Source organism: Flavobacterium orientale (assembly GCF_014638005.1).
GTDB lineage: Bacteria > Bacteroidota > Bacteroidia > Flavobacteriales > Flavobacteriaceae > Flavobacterium > Flavobacterium orientale.
On sequence record NZ_BMFG01000011.1, the window covers coordinates 12,564 to 34,132 of the forward strand.

The window sequence follows — 21,569 nt, forward strand, 5'->3', positions numbered from 1 at the left end:
AATTTATTTATTTTGAATAATTGGAATTCCGAAGTAAAACTCTAAAATTTTGGTTCTGAAAATATAATCATACTTGGTTCGTAAAACTTCTGACTGTGCATTTGCCAACAACGTTTGTGATTGATTAAAATCGAAAGCGTTCATTAATCCCACATCAAAACGTTCTTTTGCATAAAGAAACGATTCTTCTCTGGCTTCCAAAGTGGTCAATGCTGCTTCATGTGCGTTTAAAGCTCCTTTTGCATCAGTAAAAGCAGTGAAAACATTTCGTTCCAAAGTTAACTCTTCTTGTTCATAAAAAATTTTACTTCGCTCTAAAGCCACTTTTGAACGCTGAACATTTGTTCTCACAGAGAATCCATTTAAAATTGGAATCGTTAATTGAAATCCGAAATTTTGTCCTTTATTATTTTCAAATTGATCTAATATGGGAAGAGCTCTGCCTAATACCGGATTAAAATTGGGTTGCACCACATTTTGTGAAGTGTCTTCAACAAATCCAATAACACTGGTTGGATTGGTAGGATTTAATGCAATTCCTGTAACTCGCTCTAAACTGGTTGCTCTGGTACTAAAGCTATAAAAACCCTGTAATCTTGGTTGATAAGCTCCTCTAGACATAGCTAAATCACGTTCTGCAATTTCCAGATTTGTTTTCGCTATTTTTAATTCGGTTCTGTTTTCTTTTGCTTTTTCATAAATTGATTCAGGTGTTTGAAGTAACAACGGACTTTGTACTACATCATATTCCTGATCTATAATATCAAAAGTTTTAAAATCTTCAAGTTGTAAAAGTTGAGCCAAACTAAGCTTTGAAATTAATAAAGCATTTTCAGCCAAAATAACACGTTGTTCATCTGAGGCAACGGTTGCTTTCATATCTAACAAGTCACCTCTGGGAATAACACCTGCATCAAGCAATTGTTCAGAACGTTCTAATTGCTTTTGATTGGTTGCTAATTGCTCTTTTTGAACTTTAAGATTCTCTTTATTGAATAAAATTTGCAAAAAAGAATTGGCTACATTCAATGCAATATCTTCCTGCATTTTGGTCAATTGATACTGAGATGCTATTCTTGAAAGATTTGCTCTTCGCAATCTATTTTGATTTGTTAAACCATTATAAATATCTACACCCACATTAAATCCCGCCGATGTAAATTGTGTGGTTTGATTCTCTAACAAACCTGTTGTAATATTTTGATTCAATCCAATGTTCCAACTATGAGAAGAAGAGGCATTGGCCGAAGGCAGAAAGTTTCCAATTGCTCCTTTCTTTTCTATTTCAGCCAAATCTGTATCTAAAACAGAACTTTTTATAGAAATGTTGTTTTCTAAAGCATAGTTAACACATTCTTGAAGCGTCCATTTTTTATTTTCCTGAGCTGAAACAATCGAAAAAGAAATCAGAAATAAAGCTAAAACTATATTTTTTATATTCATGTAAATTCTTTTCTATTATCTATTTAAAAATTGTCTTGTCAACGTTGGTTTGACGCATAAAAATTATTTGTGTTACAGATATATGGAAAATATTTCAAATAAAATTTACATTTACACAAAATTACGGATGTCAAATGAAACTACTTTTAATTATAGCTATCTTTTTTTTAGTTCTTTTTGGGTTTATTGGTTGCTCTACTTTACAAAAAATTGAAACTTTAAAACCGGAACCTGATGAAGCAAAATCTGTAGCTGTTGAAAGCGAAACATCGTTTATAAATGTTCCCGTTACCATAAAAATAAAAGATATTGAATCACAAATGAATAAGTATTTAACCGGACTTATTTACAATGACAGTATTTTATCTGATGACAACTTGGAAATGAAAATTTGGAAACAAGCTCCCATTAGAATTATGTCGGTTGTTGATGGTAAAACTACTAAAATAAAAACAGTATTACCGCTAAAAGTTCAAGCAAAATATCGATATGGCTTTGACAAAATGGGAATACAACTCTATGATTATAAAGAATTCAATCTTAACGGAATTGTTACTGTTCTGAGTGATGTAGGATTAACTAATTGGCAATTAAAAACTAACACAACGCTTCAATCCTTAGAATGGAGCGAGAGTCCAAGCATTGTTATTGCTGGAAAAAATGTTCCGATTACTTATATCATTAATCCAACTATTAGAATTTTCAAATCCAAAATTGAAAAAACAATAGACACTTCAATCAAAGAATCGCTGAACTTTAAACCACAAGTGTTGGATGCTTTAGACCAACTTGCAACACCTTTTGAATTAAGCGAAACCTATGAAAGTTGGCTTCGATTGGTGCCAATTGAAGTCTATAGTAAAGAAGCAACAGTTGATGCACAAGCCATTCAGATTGAAATGGGATTAAAATGTTTGATGGAAACCTTTGTTGGTAACAAACCTGAAAAAAAGTTTGAAAAAGATAAAGTGATCCTAAAACCCGTTTCCTCAATGCCTGACAAAATTACGGCCAACATAATTGCTGTTTCAACTTATGCTGATGCTTCAAAAATTATGACTAAAAACTTTAACGGTCAAACATTTGGGGAAGGAAGTCGAAAAGTAAAAGTTATAAATGTAAACTTGTGGCATAAAAAAGGTAAAATGATTATAGCTTTAGAGATGAGCGGCTCCATAAACGGAACCATTTATTTATCGGGATTTCCGCAATACAATGCAGAAACTAAAGAAATATACTTTGATCAACTTGATTATGTTTTGGATACAAAAGGCGTTTTGACTCGAACAGCAAATTGGCTGGCTCAAGGTTATGTTTTAAGAAAAATTCAAGAAAGTTGTCGTTATTCCATCAAACCTAATTTAGAAGAAGGCAAACAAAATGTTTTGACTTATTTAAATAACTATTCGCCAATAAAAGGGGTCTTTTTAAATGGTGATTTAGATGATTTTGAATTTAGAAAAATCCAATTAACAAACGAGGCGATTATTGCGTATTTGAAAACAAGAGGTCAATTGAATATTACAATTGATGGGATGGAATAAAGAGAATTAAACTTCTTTTTTAGTTTTGTACTTCATTTTATATACAACATAAAACACAATGGCTACCATCACATACGGAAAAATCATTAGGTAAACTATTCCGTCATTGACTGCTTCGGCTTTGACTCCTCCTTCTTCACTTTCCAAAACCGCTCGACACATAGCACATTGAGCTACAGAGGAAGTGGAATAAAAGAACAATGAAATTCCGAGTAAGTATGTTACAAGTTTATTAAACATAATATGGTGCTATCATTAAATAAACCACAACACCGGTTATGGCAACATAAAGCCATATAGGAAAAGTGATTTTTGCAATTTTTTTATGTTTATCAAATCGTTCTGCCAAAGCTTTTACATAAGTAATCAAAACCAATGGAATTACAGCAATAGATAAAAGTATGTGTGAAAGCAAAATAAAAAAATAGACATACCTGATTGCTCCCTCACCACCATATGGAGTACTGTCGGAAGTCATATGATAAGCAACATACATAACTAAAAACAAAACAGAAAGCATAAGGGCTGCTTTCATAAAACGTTCGTGTATTTTTCTGTTTCCTTTCTTGATAGCAATTACTCCTAGAATTAAAAACAAGGCGGTAAAGCCGTTTATTGTAGCATAAATTGGAGGCAAAAATGACAAAGGGGCTACATTGATTCCGTAATCTTTTAATTTTACTGTAAAAAGAAGTGCAACTACTATTGGGATAAGTATAGAAACTATAATTATCAATTTATTGAACTTGTTTTCTATTGAATAGTTTTGATCCATATTATTTTTCTTCTAATACTACTTTGATATCTTGTTTTAGTGCTTCAATCCCTGGTTTATAGGGTCCTGAAAAATCCTCTTCAAATCCTTCAGCATCCAAATAATTTAATCCGGAATAATAAATTATCGGATTACCGGAATTATCTTTTCGGGATCGTATTTTCCCGTTTTTATCTATTAACGCAAAAAATCCTGAGTGTTCAAATCCGCCTTCGATTGTTTTGTTTTCGGCCGCATACAAATTGAATCCTTTGTTTGCAATGGAATAAATATAATCTTTCTCACCGGTTAAAAAGTGCCACTTTGGAGAAGTTACACCTAAATGTTCAGCATGCGATTTTAAAACTTCTTTGGTATCATATTCTGGATTAATAGTAATTGATATAATACTAAAGTTAGGATGATCCTTAAAATGATTTTGAAGTAAAAGCATATTTTGATTCATAACCGGACAGATGGTTGGACACGTGGAAAAGAAAAATTCTACCACATATACATCCCCTAAAAGTGTTTCATTGGTTATAATTTCACCATTTTGATTGGTCAATGAAAACTTTGGAACACTTGCAATAGTCTGAAGTAAATCTTTTGAGGTTTCAGCTTGACCGGAAACATTCAAACGATCGCTTTCTTTTATGGTATTGTTGGAAATACGATCAATAATTCGTGGAATGAATATAATCCCAAAAACTAAAATGATAAACGATATTCCGATGTAGGACTTATTTTTCACGGTTTGCTGAATTTTTTTTCAATGCCAAACGATATTCGGCTAAAATTACTTTAATATCATCTGCCATTTCATTATGTAAATCTGCTGCTGAAATGGTGTTGTAACCTTCTTTATATTCTTCTTCGCCTTTTTTGTTTTTACCTTTTCTGCCTCTTAGGCTCAACTTTTTATCAATAATATAAACATTTGGTGTTCCAAAATTTTCATCAAGAGTTTCTTGTAACTGCAATTGATAATGAAATTCTTTTAGAACTTCAGGATGAATTGCAACATAATGCCAACGTGACAAATCAGAAATTTGACTTAATTCCGTTTTTAATTGATGAGCTTGTTCTTCGGTTCCTTCAGGAATTAACATCACTAGTTGAAAGTCTTTAAAATCTTTTACTTTATCATAAATTTTTTGACTCAAATTAAATGCATTACCCTTGTTGTGTAACAATTGCGTACCGGGAAAACCTAAAACAGTTATCTTTTCTGAAAAAGTTATTGGATTGCCATCAATATCTTGAATGTTGGTAAGCTCTGCAATGTTTTCAGTAATAGTAGGCAGTTTTACAAAATTGTTCACGCCACTTGCAAAAAAAAGATAAGCAACAATTGGTAAAACAAACAGCACAAATAGAACAATATTTTTTTTCATAAGGCAGAACCAATTTGGTTTTACAAAAATAAAAAAAGGTACGCATTGCGTACCCTTAATCACTGTAAAATATTATGTTAAAAATTCCACTTGATGGCAGAAGATTTATAAACTTCATAAATATAATCACCTTCAATTAAAAATATCAAAGCGATATACAAGGCTAAAAATACAAATGTCCAAACTACTGCTCTTCTCAGGCTTGAACGTTCATCTCTCATGTGCATGAAATCCCAAGTAATATAATAAGCTTTTACTATGGTTAACACTAAGAAAATCAAATTTAACGGAATAAGAAATACCAAAGGAGATAATATAATATTCATTAATGTAGCTCCCAAACCTCCTTCAAATGGAGTGATGAAAGGTTTCATTAAAAATCCCGGTTTAATAATTCCTAAAACAACTTCTACTATAGTTACTATAGAAAGAAAGATAAATACACCCCAAATTTTATGCTCGTTTGATTTAAATTTGAGTTTACCTCTAAATATTGCAAGATTATGATCGTGTGCCATTATTATAAATCGTTACTGATTAAACAAGATAGAAGAAAGTAAATACAAATACCCAAACTAAGTCGACAAAGTGCCAATATAATCCCACTTTTTCAACCATTTCATAACTTCTTCTTTTTTCGTAAGTTCCTAAAATTACATTTAGGAAAATAATAAAATTAATTACTACTCCTGAAAAAACGTGGAATCCATGGAATCCTGTAATGAAGAAGAAAAAGTTAGCAAATTGTTTATTTCCGTATTCATTTCTAACTAAGCTAGCACCTTCAACTACGTGAGCTGCTTGGCTCAAACGCTCTAAAGAAGCTTCTCTGGTTAAAATTGTTTTGTGTTTTTCCTTATTCAAACTAGGATGTAAATCATCACCGGTATGACTGGTATGATACAAAGTTTCTGTTCTGATTAACAAATCAGGATTTGCTTTGAACCCTTCAACTACTTCTGCAATAGAATAAGTTGGTAGTGAACCTTCGCTTGCAAACCAAATTCCTTTACTACTTTCATGATGAGCTCTATCCCCGGGAATCGAAGCTGCAAACTTATCAAGTGCAATTCGTTTTCCGTCTTTATCAACAAACTGGATGATACTTCCGCCTCTAGTTTCTATAGCTCCATATTCGCCTTTGATAAAGTTTTTCCATTCCCAAGCTTGAGAACCAACGAAAATCAAACCTCCAATAATAGTTAAAAACATGTAAAAAGCAACTTTTCCTTTTTTCATATGATGTCCTGCATCAACCGCAAGCACCATAGTTACCGAAGAAAAAATTAAAATAAAAGTCATCAATGCTACATAATACATCGGAGCATCTACTCCATGCATAAACGGAAAGTGATTGAAAACTTCGTCGGCAATTGGCCAACTCTCAATGAATTTAAATCTTGAAAATCCATAAGCTGCAAGAAAACCGGTAAAAGTTAAAGCATCTGATAATATGAAAAACCACATCATCATTTTTCCATAACTAGAACCCATTGGCTCGTTGCCGCCTCCCCAGATTTTTTCTTCAGTTGTAGTAACTGTCGCTCCCATAAATATAGTCTATTTTAAAAAGTGTCCAAATTTACATTTTTTTTCTATTAATAGAAATAGAAAAATAAAAACAATAAAATCCACAAAATTCCTAAAAAATGCCAAAACATCTCACCTAGTTCAATTCCAAGGGGTTGAGAAGCATTGTACTTTTGTTTAAAATGATTATAAATTATAACCAATAATGCAATCAAGCCTCCAAACAAGTGAGCCATATGCAAAATGGTTACAATATACAAAAATGAAGTTGTAATTGTACTCTCACTTCCGGTGAAAAAATAACCATCTGCTATAATTTGACCGAAACCAACAAATTGCAACACTACAAAAGTAACACTTAAAAACAATGTTGCCAACAACCACATGGAAGTTATTTTGTGAGCATCAGCTTTAATGGCTTTTTTTGCCAAATAAAAAGTCACGCTACTTAAAATAATTACCAAGGTGCTGATAAAAAAAGCAGTTGGCATTTTGAAATCCTTCAACCAATCAGCTCTTGATGAACTTACTACATAAGCACTGGTTAATCCGGCAAACATCATAACCATACTTATCATTGCAAACCACAACAACAATTTATACGATTGTGATTTCCGTAAATTGTGTTCTTGAATTGACATTTCCATACTTATCTTAAAAATTTATCTGCTACAAATACAATTTGCAACAAGGTGATATAAAATACACTTACTATCATTAAACTCTTTGCTGCTTTTGCATCACGCTTTTGATAGAGCTTAAAAGCATAAACTAACATCCAAATACCTAATGCAAAAACCAAAACTGCTGCTATCGGCGACAAATACAATCGACTCCCCACAATTCCTATATGAGGAAAAATAGCTGGCAACAAAGACGCTACAAGCAACCAAACCGTATATAAAATTGTTTGAAGTGCTGTTGCAGCATCTCTTTTTCCGGTGGGCAACATAAAAAATCCGGCTTTTTTATAATCCTCAAACAAAAACCATCCAATTGCCCAAAAATGTGGAAATTGCCAAAAAAATTGAATTAAAAAAAGCGTTCCGGCTTCTAAACTAAAATCATTTGTTGCTGCAACCCAACCTAACATAAACGGTATTGCTCCGGGAATAGCTCCAACAAAAACAGAAAGTGGCGTTAGGGTTTTTAATGGCGTATAAACACTTGTATAAAGAAAAATTGAAATAGCACCAAACATGGCGGTTTTAGGATTGATGCTATATAAAACCACCAAACCGATTAATGTCAAAATGATAGCTATTACCAATGTTGCTGAAACCGAAATTCTACCAGCTGGCAATGGCCTGTTCTTAGTTCGGTCCATCAGAGCATCCAATTCTCGCTCAATAATTTGATTGTAAGCATTGGAAGCTCCAACCATACAATAACCACCAATAGCTAACAAGGCTATAATTTTCAGACTATCCAAAGAAAAATCAACAACTCCCAACAAATAACCCGCAAGAGATGAAAAAACAACACTAATGGACAATCCCGCTTTAGTGATTTCTTTAAAATCTGTAAAAAGAGCTTTTGTAGAAATGGAATTTTGAGTTACGTTCAATGCGGTTTTCATTAATTTTTTAAAAACTTCGGCAAAGATACAAATTAGAAATTTGAAATCGAATTGAACAATTTAGAAAAAAGATTAAATTTTGAAATTCTGATTTAAAAAAATTTAATAATCAAAATACCAATTAAACAAATCGGCTCTAATTCCAACAGAAAACCAAGTAGTAGTATCCTTAGAAGCAGTTAGTGTATTTTGAGACGGATTGAAATTGCGATAAATTAAATTTCCGAAAAGTTTTAAATTGGATGTTGGATTCACTAAATATCCGGCTTGTAAATCTGCTATAAAAATAGTTGTTGCATTTCCTTGACCTATTGCAACTCCGGTATCAAAAGGTCGGTCTTCATTATAGTTTTTATAAATGTTACCGCCATAGTTAAAACCATCTGCTTCCGTGTCAAAATCAAAACCTCTTTTTCCAACAGTCAATTTTGCATCACCAAACCATCTTCCTTTAAAGTATCGGGCAATAGCAATAAATTCTCTAAAATTTCCACCCCATTGATGGCCTAAACTTTGGTTATTATGAGCATAATTAGTTAGTGGGCTGCTATGTGCATAAACATAAGGTCGCACTTGATTGTACTCAACTTGCAGTAATAGGTTTTCTATTTTGAATGCATTAAAATATTTGGCTCCAAGTTGATAGCCAAATTTATTTCGCCAACTTTTATTGTTTTCTTGCACATCTCCAAGAGCGAATTCATCCAATATAAATTGTCCGTAAAGATTAATTTGATTGTTCCATTTGTATTTTGAAGTCAACCCAATTACAGCATTGCCACTTTTTGAAGAAGAAGAAAATTCAACAGCTCTATAAAAAATGATAGGATTTACAAAATTCACATCAAATCCCCTGTCATTTGTATTAGCCCAAACAACAGATTCAAACAATCCAATATTTAAACGTTTGGAAACATTCCAGCTCAAATAATGGTTTGCCATATATTTTGTGGCATAAGTTCCTTCATCCGTCACCTCTTCTCTTACATCTTTAAGCCACATATAAGTATTGGTATATTTGATTTTCCAAAACGAGGTGTTTATCTTGAAATAGGGATACGGACTTGCTCCATCACCCATCAACAAGGAACGATAACCATCACCAATGAAATTTCGATTATACCCTAATTGCAAATTGATAAACTGGCTTGGAGTGTAAGTCAAATTGGCTTCCGCCAAAGGAAAATCATATGAATCTATTTTAAACTCTTTAGCAATTCCAACTCCCGGAATGATAGCCGGATTGCCACCGGAAGGACGAATACTCTCAGCATATTGATTAAAATAAGGAGCAAAACGCCCTTGACTTTCATAAATCGTTGACGTAAAATTAAGTTGACTTCCTAAACCGCCTTGAATTTGAACTCCTCTTGTATTTTGATAAGTATAACTTGCCGTACTCGGATCACTTTTCCCAATTCGCAAATCAACAATCGGATTTAAGGTAAACCAATAATCTTCCCCCTGAATAGCAACCATGTGTTCATTCCAAAGTTTTTTTCCCCACCAACCCGATTTGCTTTTTAGAATCTTTTGATTGGCAGCCTCAAAATCATAATATTTTGCCACTTCAGCATAAGTAAATGGTTTGGAAGCAGTATGATTATTTGTTCCCACTTGATTCATTTCACTGTCAAACTGGGAATAGAATTGATGGGAAAACGGAATATTTAAATTACTTTTAAATTGAGGATTGGAAAAAGTAGCATATTTGATGTCATCAAATTCTGTTAACTCTTTTGGTTCAGCAATTACCTTTTCCGCTTTTGTTTTTTCTAAAGTTGATTTCGCCAAAATTTCTTCTTGAGAACTATCTAAAGGTATAAATATTTTAATGGTATACCTGGAATATGTTGGTTTTCCGGCATAAGTTGGCGGTCCAACAGGCGGCAATTCTTCGATAACTCTTTTACTTTCTGAAACCAACTCTGAATCTGTTGCATCAACATATTGCACTTTAAATTTTCCCTCTTGATTGACTTCAAACAAAACAGTAACTATGCCTTTATAATTGGAATTTTTACTGCTTTCCGGCACAATGAACGAACTGTATACAACTTTTTGTAACTCGTCATTGAAACATTGTTCCAATTCTTTATTTGATTTTCCGACACAATTAGGAAAAACAGGATGTTGTTCCAAAGTTTCACTTGTACTTTGTGCAAACAAAGCAAAAGAAAACAGTAAAAAAAAGGTTTTAAAAAATGTGTTCATTTGAAGTTAAAGGCATTAATAAGAATTAGTAGCATTTTCACCGGCTGCAATCGCTTTGGCGGAAGAAGTGCCAATTCGTTTTACTCCAAGTTTAATCATTTCAATCGCTTCATCATAGTTTTTAACGCCGCCTGCTGCCTTTATAGGCAAAGGTGACGCATTTTCTAACATCAAAATTATTGATGGAACAGTAGCTCCATTTGGCAATCCGTCTGAGGTTTTATAAAAACCGGTTGATGATTTCACAAAAACACTTGAATAACAATCTTCTTTAAAATTAGACATAACTATATTTTTAATTAAGGCTGCTAATTGTATAATTTGTTGATCAGTTAGAGCGGCAACTTCAATGATCCATTTAACAGTTTTATTGTATTGTAAGCCTAAGCTCGTACATTGTAAAATTTCATTTTTTAATAAAGTAGCATTTCCCTCAATAAAAGCTTGATAGTTGCAAACAAAGTCCAAATCGTCAGCACCATCAACAATTGCTTTTTGAGCTTCAACTAACTTATCATCAATTGAAGCAGTACCTTCAGGAAAACCAATCACGGTTCCAACAAGCACTTTAGATTGAGCTTCCACAATCATTTTTTTTGCCATTGCAACCATATTCGGTCGAATCATAATCAATTTGAATCCTTCATGTATTGCTTCTTGAACATAGCTTTGTACAACTATTTTATTTTCATCTGCAGACAAACCTGCCTGAGTCGCTGTTTTTAAATAGGTTGAATCGAGATAAGGTTTTATATTCATGGTATAAAAATAAAAAAAAACCACGCATTGCGTGGTAGTTTCTGAATAATATTTATTAATTGGGTATTTTAAAAGAAATAGGAATGGTATATCTCACATTTACTGTTTCATTTCCTTGCTTTCCCGGTGCCATTTTTGGAAGTTTAGACACCACTCGCAAAGCCTCTTTCTCAAGATCTTTATTACTGGTATTTATAGTTTTAACATTGGTTATAGTTCCGTTTTTATCTATTACAAATTGAACCGCAATGCTACCTTCAATACCTCTATCTAAAGCTTTAGCTGGATAATTCAAATTACTTAAAAGAAACTTTTTTTAATTGCTCGTTAAAACACTTATCGCGTTCAATTCCTTTTAACTTAGCACAAATCATGAAAGTAGGTGATTCTTCTACCATTCCTCTTTCAAAAACATCAGGCTTTGTTGGTGTTGGCAATGGAGCACTTTCAACAGGCTCCACAGGTTTATCAATTGTAGGTTCTGTAGCTGGCGTTGTTGTCTCTATAGGCTCTTTTTCATCAGGCTTTGTTTGTTCTACAGGTTTAACTGTGTTTACAAATTTTGGCTTACTTTTCTCTACAATTGGTTCTACTACCTTCGGTTTTTCAATAATAAATTTTTGAGTGTATACTTCTGAAATATCAACTTCTTTATTGCTTATCACAGCATCTTTAGTAACCGTTTGAAATTCAATTTCAATAAATAGATAAGCTAATATCAAACTTAGTGTTAATCCTACTTGAAAATAGAGTGAACTCTTTTCAATTCTTTTTTGGTCATTTGCATTCATGGCTTGTGGTTTTAAGGTTATAATAACTTGAAACCAAAATACATGCCAAAAAAAAAGCTACACAATTGCGTAGCTTTTTTTTATAGAAACAAAATTAATCCAATTTAAATGTAATAGGAATACTAAAAGGAACACGTACTGCTTTTCCTCTTTGTTTACCAGGAGTCAACTTAGGAATTTTATTGATAATTCTAGCCGCCTCTTTTTCAAGAACCGGATAAGGTCCTCTTAAATTTGCAATTGTAATAGAACCATCTTTTTCAATCACAAAGTTTACGAATACTCTTCCCGATTGTCCTGCATCCATAGCAGATTCAGGATACTGAAAGTTCTTTTTAATGTGTTGGTTGATTTTGTCATTAAAACATTCTCTTCTTTTGTCTTTAGGCACGTTTTCACAGCCTGGAAAAATTGGCACATCTTCAATAATTGCAAAAGGAACATCTAAGTCCTCTTCCACTTCAGCAACTACAACTTTGTCAGCTTTAACAACTTCCTCACGTTGATTAGTTTCAGTAGATTCAATTACGGTTTCTACAATGTCTTTTTTATCTTCAACTATTTGGATAATTTCCGGTGCTGGTGGTGGCGGTGGTGGTGGCGGTGGCGGAACATTTAACTGTTGCGTCATTGGCACTTCTTCGTCTAGAAAACTATCATCCACTTCTCTTGTCAATCCGGACAAATCTTTTTCGTATGTTTTTAATTCAATAGCCACATAGGATAAAACTACCATAGCCATTAAACCCAAACTAAAATAGAGAAAACTATTTCTTCGTGGGTCAACATTAGGATTCTTTTTTGGTTCCATTATTTATAATTTTTGAGATGCTAATATATGTATTTATCGAAAACAATTTAAATTATTTTAAAAATTTAACCTTAGGAAGCAAAAAATAGATAACTACTATAGCTACTAAACTCCCAAAAGTGTTTGCAAAAACATCTAGTATTTCAGGCTGTCTTTTGACCGTGATTACTCCTTGTAATATCTCAATTATTATGCCATAAATAACTGAAAATAAAAAACTAAACAAAAGCTTTGAACCTAAATTTAATCTTTGTTTTGGTAGTGCTAAAAACAAAAAAAGGGTTAGCAAAAAGTAAAAAACAAAGTGTCCTAGTTTATCTGAATTTTTTACATCAATACGAGGTAAATTTTCTGATTCTACTAGACTTAACAAAGTAATAGTAACAATCCAGAGTACAAAAACAACTTGAAATATCTTATGTTTATAATCCAATTAATGCTTTATAGGAATCACTATCCAACAAATCTGAAAGTTCTGATGGGTTTGTAATACGCATTTGAATCATCCAACCATCACCATAAGGATCGTTGTTAACTTTCTCAGGGTCTGTTTCTAAAAGCTCATTAAAAGCAACAATTTCACCCGAAACAGGTAAAAATAAATCGGAAACGGTTTTAACTGCTTCAACAGTTCCGAAAACTTCATCTCTATCAAGAGTTTGGTCTAGTGTTTCTACTTCAACATAAACAATGTCTCCAAGTTCTTTTTGAGCAAAATCAGTAATTCCAACAGTAGCTATATCACCATCAATTTTTATCCATTCATGGTCTTTAGTATACTTTAATTCAGCAGGTATATTCATATCTTAATTTGTTTTAGCAAATGTAATTTTTAGTCACTTAATTATAAAATCTTTTTTGAACTATTTCTATTAATTTCCAAAATTATATCGAAGCGTAAATCCTGTTCTGATATTAGTCATTGGAAATGAAGTGGATATTACAGCTTTTGAAAACATATGGTCATAATAAAAAATTACAGTCAATTCTTTACTAAAAGCATAATCGGCAGTTAATTTTGCTGACCAAAGATTTTGTCCGCCTGCTAATTGATTGTTATCATAATCCAAATAACGAACAATTGTTGTATTGTCTCTAAAAGACAAATCGGTTCTTATGTTGATATCACTTTTGATTACACCTGTTGGATTATCAGCTAATGTGGATGAAAAAATCACATCTTTAATACGATATCCTAAACCTATAATATATTCTACCCCTCTTTGTTCTGTCAATAAATTATTGTCAAAGCTTAAAGAAAGGGCTCTGTCCTTTTTCATTTCGGCCAAAATCTTGAACGAATTCTTCATCTCCATATCAACTCGAATCAAAGGATTGAATTGTTCAACTAAGTTAATATTTCCAATCAAAGTCTGATTGTAGTAATTACCACTAACCGGATCAATGGTGTTAGGATTTAAATCATATTCAAAATTAGATCGGAATGAATTTATAGTATAAGAAGCTCTGTATCCATGTTGCAAGGAGAATCTTCTGAATTTATCTTTGAAAAACTGATAACGCATTAAGCCACTATATTTTACCGTCCAGTTTGGAATGGGCACATTTCTGAAAGGAGTTAATGAAACATCTCCGGCATCTTTCCCTGTGTAAGCTGATAAAAATGCAGGAATTAATACCGCTTGATTGTTTTTACCATAACCAATAGGATATCCTTCTGCGTCTAAATTCGAAGGATCTGAGATATCTATTCCTCTTTGAACAGCCAATCGATTAGCAATCTCCAATCGGTTTTGTCTAAATTCATCGAACGGAGCAGAGCCGTTTTCATCACTACTACTAAATGATGTTTTAATCATTGAAGTACTGATAGAAAAATTACCGAAAGTATAAGGCGATCTGGAATTATAAACACCATCTGTAACATCATATTGCTCAGAGAAATTTTCCATGTAATTTCTATCGGCAACTAAATCAATTGTAAAATCAGGAAACAAATCAACTTTGGCAGTAAGATTAAGTTGTTTATTAACTACTTGAGTGAAACTTTGGTTGAAATCAGGATAGTTGGTTAACCAACCGTTTTTAGCTGCTTCATACCTAACCTCGTCTTGAGCTCCCATAACAAATGCCAGGGAGGGACGTGAAGACCCAAAGAAACCAATTGTTGGTAAATAGCCCGGCAGCATTGCTCCGGTATTATGTGTATAATTTGCTTGAATATTTTTAACACTTGTCACAAATCCAATCAAACCATCCAAAAACACATTGCTCTCTTGGGCTACCGGTTGTCTTGTACTTACAATTTTTTCACCTGGTTTAGGAGGAGCAGGTCTTGGTGTTTGAGCAGGTTTTTTTGGTCCTTTGGTCAATCCGATATATTTATAAAACATATCCATGTTCAAAGTGGCGTTCAATCGGTGTGAGCCCGAATTTTGAATGGTGTTACCTAAATTGTAGGATATACCATCTTCAGCCACATAAGTCCCCAATGCTAAAGAAGCTCGCTGCCAATTATAAGTTCCCGTATAAGAATAAGTTGATTTTAAGAAACTCAAAAATGGTAACTTATTTAATGGCAGTTCATAATTTAAAACCAATTGTTGGTTATGTTGGTTTGGTGTACCTATACTCCAATAATCATCCCAAATGGTATTGGTATTATCCGGCACATTTTCTTCATCCATATAATTTCTAACAATATTACTGGTTGAAGCGGTATAGTTTATTTTTACAGATTTCGTAAGGTTAAAATTAAATCCATATTGGTAATTGAATAAATAATTTCTTCTGTACAAAGCATCCAATGGAATTCCGGCTACCTCTACTTGTCTAAATTGCTGTCTGTTGTATTGTCTTAAAATATTTGAACTGAAATTAATAGACGACGGTAAATAATTAAAATTGAAATCACTCAATAGTTTCCAGTATTGAGATTTTTTCATAAATGCATTATTTTTCAACGGCTCAATAGGTTTGTTTTGAAAAGTATAAGCATAATCAACACCGGTTCGTGTTTGTTTGTCTATATAATCTTCAATTTCAAAATCATGACGTTCTACTTGGTTAAATGAATGTGATAACGTTAAATTTTCAACATCATAAACTCTAGGTTTTTGTTCAGGACCACGATCCTTTCTAACACCAATAAAATTGATGCTCTTTCTTTTAGTATAATCAATGGCTCTGCTTCTAATATTCTCTCTCTCAGCAGCATCAGGAGTAACATCTAATAACTGTTCTAAACGAATATCTTGATTAAACGGATCGTATTCAGGTGTAATTATTTGTTCTCCAATTGCATAATTGAATGGTAAATTCAAGCCCCATTTATTAGGTAAAAATTTTCCAAAATTAACATTAGTCACAATATCATATTGCTTCATGTCTTCACGACTTCGCTCATTTGCACCTTGCTCAAGTGCTCCAAAACCAATAGTACTCATTCTTCCCACAGCAGAAACAGAAATTAAATCCGCCATATTGGAATCCATATTCAAAATAGCTGCCATACCTCCCTGATTATTCATGTCTGAAACGCGGAGCTCATTAAACCAAACTTCGCCACGAATATCTCTTTCCATGGAATGCACTTCCTGATTGGTGGTACCGTTTTTTAGACCTATCATAATAGTTCTTACTAAACCAAAATTTGGATTCCCTTTTATTCCCAAACGTAGTTTTGCCGTTTCTTTGTTTGCCATTGATGGGTCTAATTCTGTTTCATCAACAAAACTAATTCCAAAAGCATCAGGTGTTGGTGCAGTACCGTTAATGTTTAATATTTTCAGCTTTGTCAGTAATGCCATGGTCAATTCCATTTCATTTTCTTTAGGCCAAATATCTTCAGGAGAAACACTAAAGTGTTGGGTTACTTTCAAAGGTATTTCAACCTGATAAAAATTTTCTGTGAAGTCATTTCCGAAACGAACAAAAGCAATCATCTCGTCATCTTTCAATCCATTAGCGTCATTTCCTTCTGTTGGTAAGGCTTCAGCGTGTAAAAACATTCTCAGCTTATTAAACTGTCTGAAATCCATTTCAATATTTTTGAAAACGGCTCTTGCATCTCCAGGCTCCAAACCTCCTAATCCCGGTTCTGAAGGTGTTTTTTTAGAAATACGAAGCGAAAGTGATTGTTCATTTTGATTTACTACTGTATTCTGATTGTAAAGCTGCTCGCGTTCAACTCCCGGAGGCAAAACATAATTAATGGGTTGTCTGTTGCTGTTTTCTAAAATATTAACCGACAAAACATCTAAAGCTGTATCATCATCGTCATTTACTTCAGTTGTTTCGTTAGGATCTAAAGATCTTTCAAAACGTCTCCATTCTCCTCTAACTAATTCCAGAACGCCAAAACGCAGGGTTACTTCTTCTGTAAACTCAGTTAAAAACATACGCATAAAACGAATAGATCTAAAATCTGAAATGTTTCCAATTATGTTTTCAGGTTGTGTTACCGGAATTTTGAATTGAATCCAACGAGCATCCGTAGTTTGATTGCCGGGTCCTGGAATAACGGGTGTAGTTTCAACAATATCTGTAATGTAATTTTCACCCACTTGCATTCCCGGTCTTACATCAATACTGTATTCATAATAAGCATTAATCGTGTTCATGGTGTTATCACGATTAATATCTTCTACATCAGGAAGTGTTGTGTTTCCTCTGTTATTATCGGTTACGGTAACAGGTGAATTTCCTTGAAGACCATTATATTCTTTATACCGTTCAATAATATCACCTTGAGTATTAAGATAAAATTGATAATTATCCCCGGCTGGATCAGGCAATCCTGCAAAGGCAGGAAATTGTGCTGCCTCTTCATCATCTGTCAAACCATTAAGTCCCAAATCTTGTGAAGCTCTGTTTCCTCCGTCAGCATCAAAAGCATAAATAAGTGATTGTGATGCAGGAACTTTACCCCAAATAGTCGGGATAGTGGGTTGAGATGAACCCGCATTTGGCAATCCGTTTTCATACATCTTTCTTCCGTCTTTCAAAACGTCTTCAGATATTTCTCCTAAATTAAAATATATTTTTCCTTGATTTGAAATATCAACTGCTCCTGCTCCAACATAAGGATCCAAAATCCAAAACTGGATGTATTCAACATTTCCCTGTTCAAAGTTAGTGGAATTAATGGCTCGCATAATACCTCCAAAATTGGTTTCAGGATTTGGTAAGTTGTTGGTTCCGTTTGCTGCAGTATTGAAATTATAAGGCCCTCTTTCTCTTGGATAATAGGTTAAATCTAAGGTATTAATTACTGTTGTTTGACCTTGTACTATATCTGTTACAGGAAATAATTCGTTAATAAAAACACGTCTTGTTTTGTTTGTTGCTAAATCAGCATCAGAAATCGCAGAAGGACGTTGTGAGGTGTAAAATATTGGATCAATACTATACCAAGATAATTTAGCACGCTTAAAACCATATTCCAAAGGAATTTCAGAGTTTTCTAAAAAGTTATAGGTACTGGCGGTATTTCTTGCAGGTACACTCGCTAAACTCCAAGCGAAAGGGGAACGCATGTCAATTGTTGTTTGCGAACCTTCAAAATCATCTACATAAAGTGTTGCTTCTCCGTTGAAATTATCAGCACTTGGTGAATCCGGTTTCAAGAACGCAATTTCTCCACGAAGCGATAACATAGAAGGTACATCGGTGTCAACAAAAGGAAGCTTATTTGCCACTCGGGTTAAGAAGGGTAATTCCGAAGAATAGTTGGCATTAACGCCATAAATAGTATTGTTAACCGACTCCTGCCCAAAGGTTGATTTTTGCGTAAAAGGTCGTTCGGTCATACGTAGAAACGTACCTCCAACTTGGAAGTTTTCAGAAATTTGATGTTCTACATTAACTCCGAAAAAACGACGGGTTTGTTGTCCAAAAACGGCGTTGTTTTCTACGGAAACTTCAATAGGTGTACTTGACAACGATGGGTCTAAAATTCGTACTCTTCCCAATTGGTAATTAACGGTATAATCTACTCCTTCAACTAAAACTCTTCCTCCGGCAGTAACCACCACAGAACCTTGTGGAATGTTAAATCCTCCAATTGCAATACCATCACCACCGGTTGATTTATAACGTCCTTTTAATTGAAATTTATTCTTATCACTGTCTTGTAATGCAGCAGCTTGTGTACTTCTATACATGTTTTGAAACACATATTTATTTTGATTCGTATTATAAGTACTAGGAAAATCATAATCTTGTGCTCCGTCAGTCAACTTATTAAATAACGTTCTTCCGAAAGGCTCTACTGTTGTAAAAATGATTCTACCATTTTGTGTATCAACAGTTAATCCGGGAATAAAATCAAAAAAACCATCGCCTCCAACCTGCGGATCATTGTTGTAATTCAACCTATCCAAATTAAACACTTTCAACAGTGGTGTTTCAGCTACCTCATTTCCCGGAGTTGGACTCGGAGGAAAATCACTACCCGGAACCGGAGTAATATAATTTAAAGGAGAAGGATCGGTATATAAAATATTAAATCTGAAATCATCTTGACTCAATTGAAAAGCTCCTTGAATTTGATAGATATTTTTCATCATCAAATTCCAAATAGGTTGATTTACATTGGTTAAATTACTTTTCAATAATTTCAACACCAAACTTTGTGTGGAAGGCACACCATCTGGATCAACAACGGTAGATTCAACACCATCATTTCCAAACTCACCTACTTGATACACTTCGTCTCCAATAGTATATTGGTAAGCAACAGCCAACACTTCATCATTGGTAAGTCGTTGCTGTAACGAAATATAACCCAGTTGTGGATGATAGGTAAATTCGTTTGAAGTTAATTTTCTGGCATTTTCCAATTTAGAATAATCCCTTCCTTCACTAACAGTCGTTGGCGGTAAATTGAACCCAAAATCTGTAGTTACAATTTCTCTAATCTCAGGTTTCAACAAACCTTGTGGGTCACCAATTAATCTAGGGTCAAAAAAGTTGTTTGAGTTTCTTGAAGGTGTATTTGCCAATACGGTCGGATCAAAAACAACGGCCGGATCTAATCCAACAACTTGATTGTCAGGAATGCCCAAAAGTCTTGCCTCACCCAAATCCTGTAAAGCCACAATATTTCTTAAATTATTACCTTCTTGACCGGGTGTAACACGATTTTGACGATTGGTAATCCAAACTTCAATTCGGGTTATCTGTACTCTACTATCTATAAACGGATAATTCCTCAACGAAACATCATAACGACTTCTGAAATATTGCGAAAGAAAAAAGTGTCGGTCAGCATCATAATCTAAAGCGAAAAGTTCAAAATCCTGAAGCGTTCCTCCTCCTTGAGCTGTTACGGAACGTGTTTGTGATTTTTGTTCAGAAAAAATACCGGTAATAGTTGTTTTTCCAAATTGGAATTGGGCTTTGGCTCCAAACAAACTTTGTGCACCTCTAATCAAGGTGTTGTTCAAAGGCATACTTACGTTACCAACTTCCAGCTTTTGAAGAATAGCATCTTCGTCTGGTGTATATTCTAATTTTATTAAATTTTGAAAAGCAAAGGTAGATTGCGTATCATAATTGGCGTTTACCGCCAATCGTGTTCCCACTTTTCCCGTCAAACTCATACTGATGCGTTGGTCAAAATCAAAGGTAGTATTCGTTCGGTTTCTTGGAGAAAAGGATGGATTGTCTTGTTTGGTATAGCGAACGCCTAAATCCATTTCAACAGAACCTCTCGGCTGCACATCAATAGTGTTGCTCCCAAAAATGGTTTCAAAAAAACCGGAATTCACATAATATCTGGGTAATAAATCTTTTTGAGCGGCTTCACTTCCGGCTTTTTTACCTTCAATTGCATCTAATTTTTGCTTGAAATAATTACGCATCGCTTCTTTTTGAACCAAATCATGATATTCTTTTGGGGTCAAAATTAAAGGATAGGTAATGTTATATTCACCTATAGTATTGTTGTAAATATAGCGATCAGTGATGGGATCATAAGTATAAGCAGCCAAGATGCTGTTTGGGTTGTTTAACAGAATTTTTCCAATAGAAAAACCTGTCGAATCCTGTGGGGTTTGCGTGTCTTCATCTTCCTGTGAAAAACCATAAAAACCAGAACAAAAAACCAACAATAACAGTATGATTCTTTTTACAATTCGTAATCGATTAGTAGTAACCTTTTTCAAGAGTTATAAGTTTTTTAAAGCTTGTTTTATAATTGTTTCAATTGTTGCGTCAGGATTTTCTTTGACCATTCTATCTACTACTTTTTCTGCTAATTTTTTGTTAAATCCTAAAACCTCCAAAGCAGATAACGCTTCATCTTTATTTGTATTGTTTGTAACAGTAGAAACTTCGTCTAAGTCGTATATTTTTATTACTTTCTCTTTCAAATCCAAAATGACTCTTTGTGCCGTTTTGGCTCCAATTCCCTTAATGGATTGTATGGAATTCACATCAGCAGTTGCAATGGCTTGTATTATTTGTTTGGGATGCAAGGAGGACAACATAGTTCGTGCTATTGAAGCTCCAATTCCGGAAACAGACAACAAAAGTTTGAAAAGTTCTTTTTCAGACTTCTCTACAAATCCAAATAAAGTATGGGAATCCTCTTTTACTTGAAGGAAAGTAAATAATTTTATGTTTTCGGAATCCGGAAGCAGCGAATAGGTATGCAAAGAAATGTTGATATCATAGCCAACCCCATTGCAGTCAATGACTACAGAAGTTGGTGTTTTTTCTGCTAATCTCCCTTGAATATACGCTATCATTTACCGGCTAAGTTACTTTCAAAAGTAACAAAA

19 protein-coding genes are annotated in these 21,569 nt (G+C 33.7%); 1 reads left to right on the forward strand and 18 read right to left on the reverse strand.

Annotation, left to right across the window (positions count from 1 at the left end; translation table 11 throughout):
• Window positions 1–3: 3 nt before the first annotated feature.
• Window positions 4–1,443 (reverse strand): TolC family protein, encoded by a 1,440-nt coding sequence (locus IEV15_RS12545; protein ID WP_188362879.1) that lies wholly within the window; start codon window positions 1,441–1,443, stop codon window positions 4–6.
• Between the two features lie 134 nt (window positions 1,444–1,577).
• Between IEV15_RS12545 and IEV15_RS12550 the strand changes: the two genes are divergently transcribed.
• Window positions 1,578–2,987 carry a DUF4403 family protein gene (locus IEV15_RS12550; RefSeq protein ID WP_188362880.1) on the forward strand — a complete coding sequence of 470 codons (1,410 nt, stop codon included), beginning with the start codon at window positions 1,578–1,580 and terminating at the stop codon, window positions 2,985–2,987.
• A 6-nt stretch (window positions 2,988–2,993) separates the two neighbouring features.
• Here the strand turns inward: IEV15_RS12550 and IEV15_RS12555 are convergent, their stop codons facing one another.
• From IEV15_RS12555 to ruvA, 17 genes are all read right to left on the reverse strand, one after another.
• On the reverse strand, window positions 2,994–3,227 hold the full coding sequence (locus IEV15_RS12555; protein ID WP_188362881.1) for a CAMCR motif-containing small membrane protein: 234 nt from the start codon (window positions 3,225–3,227) through the stop codon (window positions 2,994–2,996).
• On the reverse strand, window positions 3,220–3,762 hold the full coding sequence (locus IEV15_RS12560) for a DUF420 domain-containing protein (protein WP_188362882.1): 543 nt from the start codon (window positions 3,760–3,762) through the stop codon (window positions 3,220–3,222). Before IEV15_RS12560 ends, IEV15_RS12555 begins: the two co-directional genes overlap by 8 nt.
• A gap of 1 nt (window position 3,763) precedes the next feature.
• A complete protein-coding gene (locus IEV15_RS12565; protein WP_188362883.1) occupies window positions 3,764–4,495 on the reverse strand; it encodes an SCO family protein in 732 nt (243 codons plus the stop codon).
• Window positions 4,485–5,138, reverse strand: a complete 654-nt coding sequence (locus IEV15_RS12570) for a hypothetical protein (protein ID WP_188362884.1) — start codon at window positions 5,136–5,138, stop codon at window positions 4,485–4,487. The genes IEV15_RS12565 and IEV15_RS12570 overlap by 11 nt, the downstream gene beginning before the upstream one ends.
• Window positions 5,139–5,215: 77 nt before the next feature.
• The gene (locus tag IEV15_RS12575; protein WP_188362885.1) at window positions 5,216–5,656 is read right to left on the reverse strand and encodes a cytochrome C oxidase subunit IV family protein; all 441 of its coding nucleotides are present in this window, start codon (window positions 5,654–5,656) and stop codon (window positions 5,216–5,218) included.
• Window positions 5,657–5,675: 19 nt separating this feature from the next.
• Window positions 5,676–6,689: a cytochrome c oxidase subunit 3 gene (locus tag IEV15_RS12580; RefSeq protein WP_188362886.1), complete on the reverse strand. Its 1,014-nt coding sequence runs from the start codon at window positions 6,687–6,689 to the stop codon at window positions 5,676–5,678.
• 47 nt (window positions 6,690–6,736) lie between these two features.
• Window positions 6,737–7,315, reverse strand: a complete 579-nt coding sequence (locus tag IEV15_RS12585) for a cytochrome c oxidase subunit 3 (protein WP_188362887.1) — start codon at window positions 7,313–7,315, stop codon at window positions 6,737–6,739.
• A gap of 2 nt (window positions 7,316–7,317) precedes the next feature.
• The gene (gene cyoE / locus IEV15_RS12590) at window positions 7,318–8,235 is read right to left on the reverse strand and encodes a heme o synthase (protein ID WP_188362955.1); all 918 of its coding nucleotides are present in this window, start codon (window positions 8,233–8,235) and stop codon (window positions 7,318–7,320) included.
• Window positions 8,236–8,349: 114 nt separating this feature from the next.
• Window positions 8,350–10,461, reverse strand: coding sequence for a gliding motility outer membrane protein RemB (remB, locus tag IEV15_RS12595; protein WP_188362888.1), 2,112 nt, complete (start codon window positions 10,459–10,461; stop codon window positions 8,350–8,352).
• Between the two features lie 15 nt (window positions 10,462–10,476).
• Window positions 10,477–11,220, reverse strand: a complete 744-nt coding sequence (gene deoC, locus IEV15_RS12600; RefSeq protein WP_188362889.1) for a deoxyribose-phosphate aldolase — start codon at window positions 11,218–11,220, stop codon at window positions 10,477–10,479.
• A gap of 55 nt (window positions 11,221–11,275) precedes the next feature.
• A complete protein-coding gene (locus tag IEV15_RS12605) occupies window positions 11,276–11,515 on the reverse strand; it encodes an energy transducer TonB (protein ID WP_188362890.1) in 240 nt (79 codons plus the stop codon).
• A 1-nt stretch (window position 11,516) separates the two neighbouring features.
• The gene (locus IEV15_RS12610) at window positions 11,517–12,011 is read right to left on the reverse strand and encodes a hypothetical protein (RefSeq protein ID WP_188362891.1); all 495 of its coding nucleotides are present in this window, start codon (window positions 12,009–12,011) and stop codon (window positions 11,517–11,519) included.
• Between the two features lie 94 nt (window positions 12,012–12,105).
• Window positions 12,106–12,822 carry an energy transducer TonB gene (locus tag IEV15_RS12615; RefSeq protein ID WP_188362892.1) on the reverse strand — a complete coding sequence of 239 codons (717 nt, stop codon included), beginning with the start codon at window positions 12,820–12,822 and terminating at the stop codon, window positions 12,106–12,108.
• Window positions 12,823–12,874: 52 nt separating this feature from the next.
• Window positions 12,875–13,255 (reverse strand): VanZ family protein, encoded by a 381-nt coding sequence (locus IEV15_RS12620; RefSeq protein WP_188362893.1) that lies wholly within the window; start codon window positions 13,253–13,255, stop codon window positions 12,875–12,877.
• The gene (gcvH, locus tag IEV15_RS12625; RefSeq protein ID WP_188362894.1) at window positions 13,245–13,625 is read right to left on the reverse strand and encodes a glycine cleavage system protein GcvH; all 381 of its coding nucleotides are present in this window, start codon (window positions 13,623–13,625) and stop codon (window positions 13,245–13,247) included. The genes IEV15_RS12620 and gcvH overlap by 11 nt, the downstream gene beginning before the upstream one ends.
• 69 nt (window positions 13,626–13,694) lie before the next feature.
• Window positions 13,695–20,951: a T9SS outer membrane translocon Sov/SprA gene (gene sov, locus IEV15_RS12630; RefSeq protein ID WP_229734156.1), complete on the reverse strand. Its 7,257-nt coding sequence runs from the start codon at window positions 20,949–20,951 to the stop codon at window positions 13,695–13,697.
• A 3-nt stretch (window positions 20,952–20,954) separates the two neighbouring features.
• Window positions 20,955–21,536: a Holliday junction branch migration protein RuvA gene (gene ruvA / locus IEV15_RS12635; protein ID WP_188362895.1), complete on the reverse strand. Its 582-nt coding sequence runs from the start codon at window positions 21,534–21,536 to the stop codon at window positions 20,955–20,957.
• Window positions 21,537–21,569 lie beyond the last annotated feature (33 nt).

Bases quoted from the DNA above. Each gene is read 5' to 3' on its own strand.
- IEV15_RS12545 (WP_188362879.1), bottom strand. From the start codon at position 1,443: ATGAATATAAAAAATATAGTTTTAGCTTTATTTCTGATTTCTTTTTCG.
- IEV15_RS12550 (WP_188362880.1), top strand. From the start codon at position 1,578: ATGAAACTACTTTTAATTATAGCTATCTTTTTTTTAGTTCTTTTTGGG.
- IEV15_RS12610 (WP_188362891.1), bottom strand. From the start codon at position 12,011: ATGAATGCAAATGACCAAAAAAGAATTGAAAAGAGTTCACTCTATTTT.
- IEV15_RS12585 (WP_188362887.1), bottom strand. From the start codon at position 7,315: ATGGAAATGTCAATTCAAGAACACAATTTACGGAAATCACAATCGTAT.
- IEV15_RS12615 (WP_188362892.1), bottom strand. From the start codon at position 12,822: ATGGAACCAAAAAAGAATCCTAATGTTGACCCACGAAGAAATAGTTTT.
- IEV15_RS12555 (WP_188362881.1), bottom strand. From the start codon at position 3,227: ATGTTTAATAAACTTGTAACATACTTACTCGGAATTTCATTGTTCTTT.
- IEV15_RS12580 (WP_188362886.1), bottom strand. From the start codon at position 6,689: ATGGGAGCGACAGTTACTACAACTGAAGAAAAAATCTGGGGAGGCGGC.
- IEV15_RS12575 (WP_188362885.1), bottom strand. From the start codon at position 5,656: ATGGCACACGATCATAATCTTGCAATATTTAGAGGTAAACTCAAATTT.
- remB (WP_188362888.1), bottom strand. From the start codon at position 10,461: ATGAACACATTTTTTAAAACCTTTTTTTTACTGTTTTCTTTTGCTTTG.
- IEV15_RS12570 (WP_188362884.1), bottom strand. From the start codon at position 5,138: ATGAAAAAAAATATTGTTCTATTTGTGCTGTTTGTTTTACCAATTGTT.
- IEV15_RS12560 (WP_188362882.1), bottom strand. From the start codon at position 3,762: ATGGATCAAAACTATTCAATAGAAAACAAGTTCAATAAATTGATAATT.
- deoC (WP_188362889.1), bottom strand. From the start codon at position 11,220: ATGAATATAAAACCTTATCTCGATTCAACCTATTTAAAAACAGCGACT.
- gcvH (WP_188362894.1), bottom strand. From the start codon at position 13,625: ATGAATATACCTGCTGAATTAAAGTATACTAAAGACCATGAATGGATA.
- ruvA (WP_188362895.1), bottom strand. From the start codon at position 21,536: ATGATAGCGTATATTCAAGGGAGATTAGCAGAAAAAACACCAACTTCT.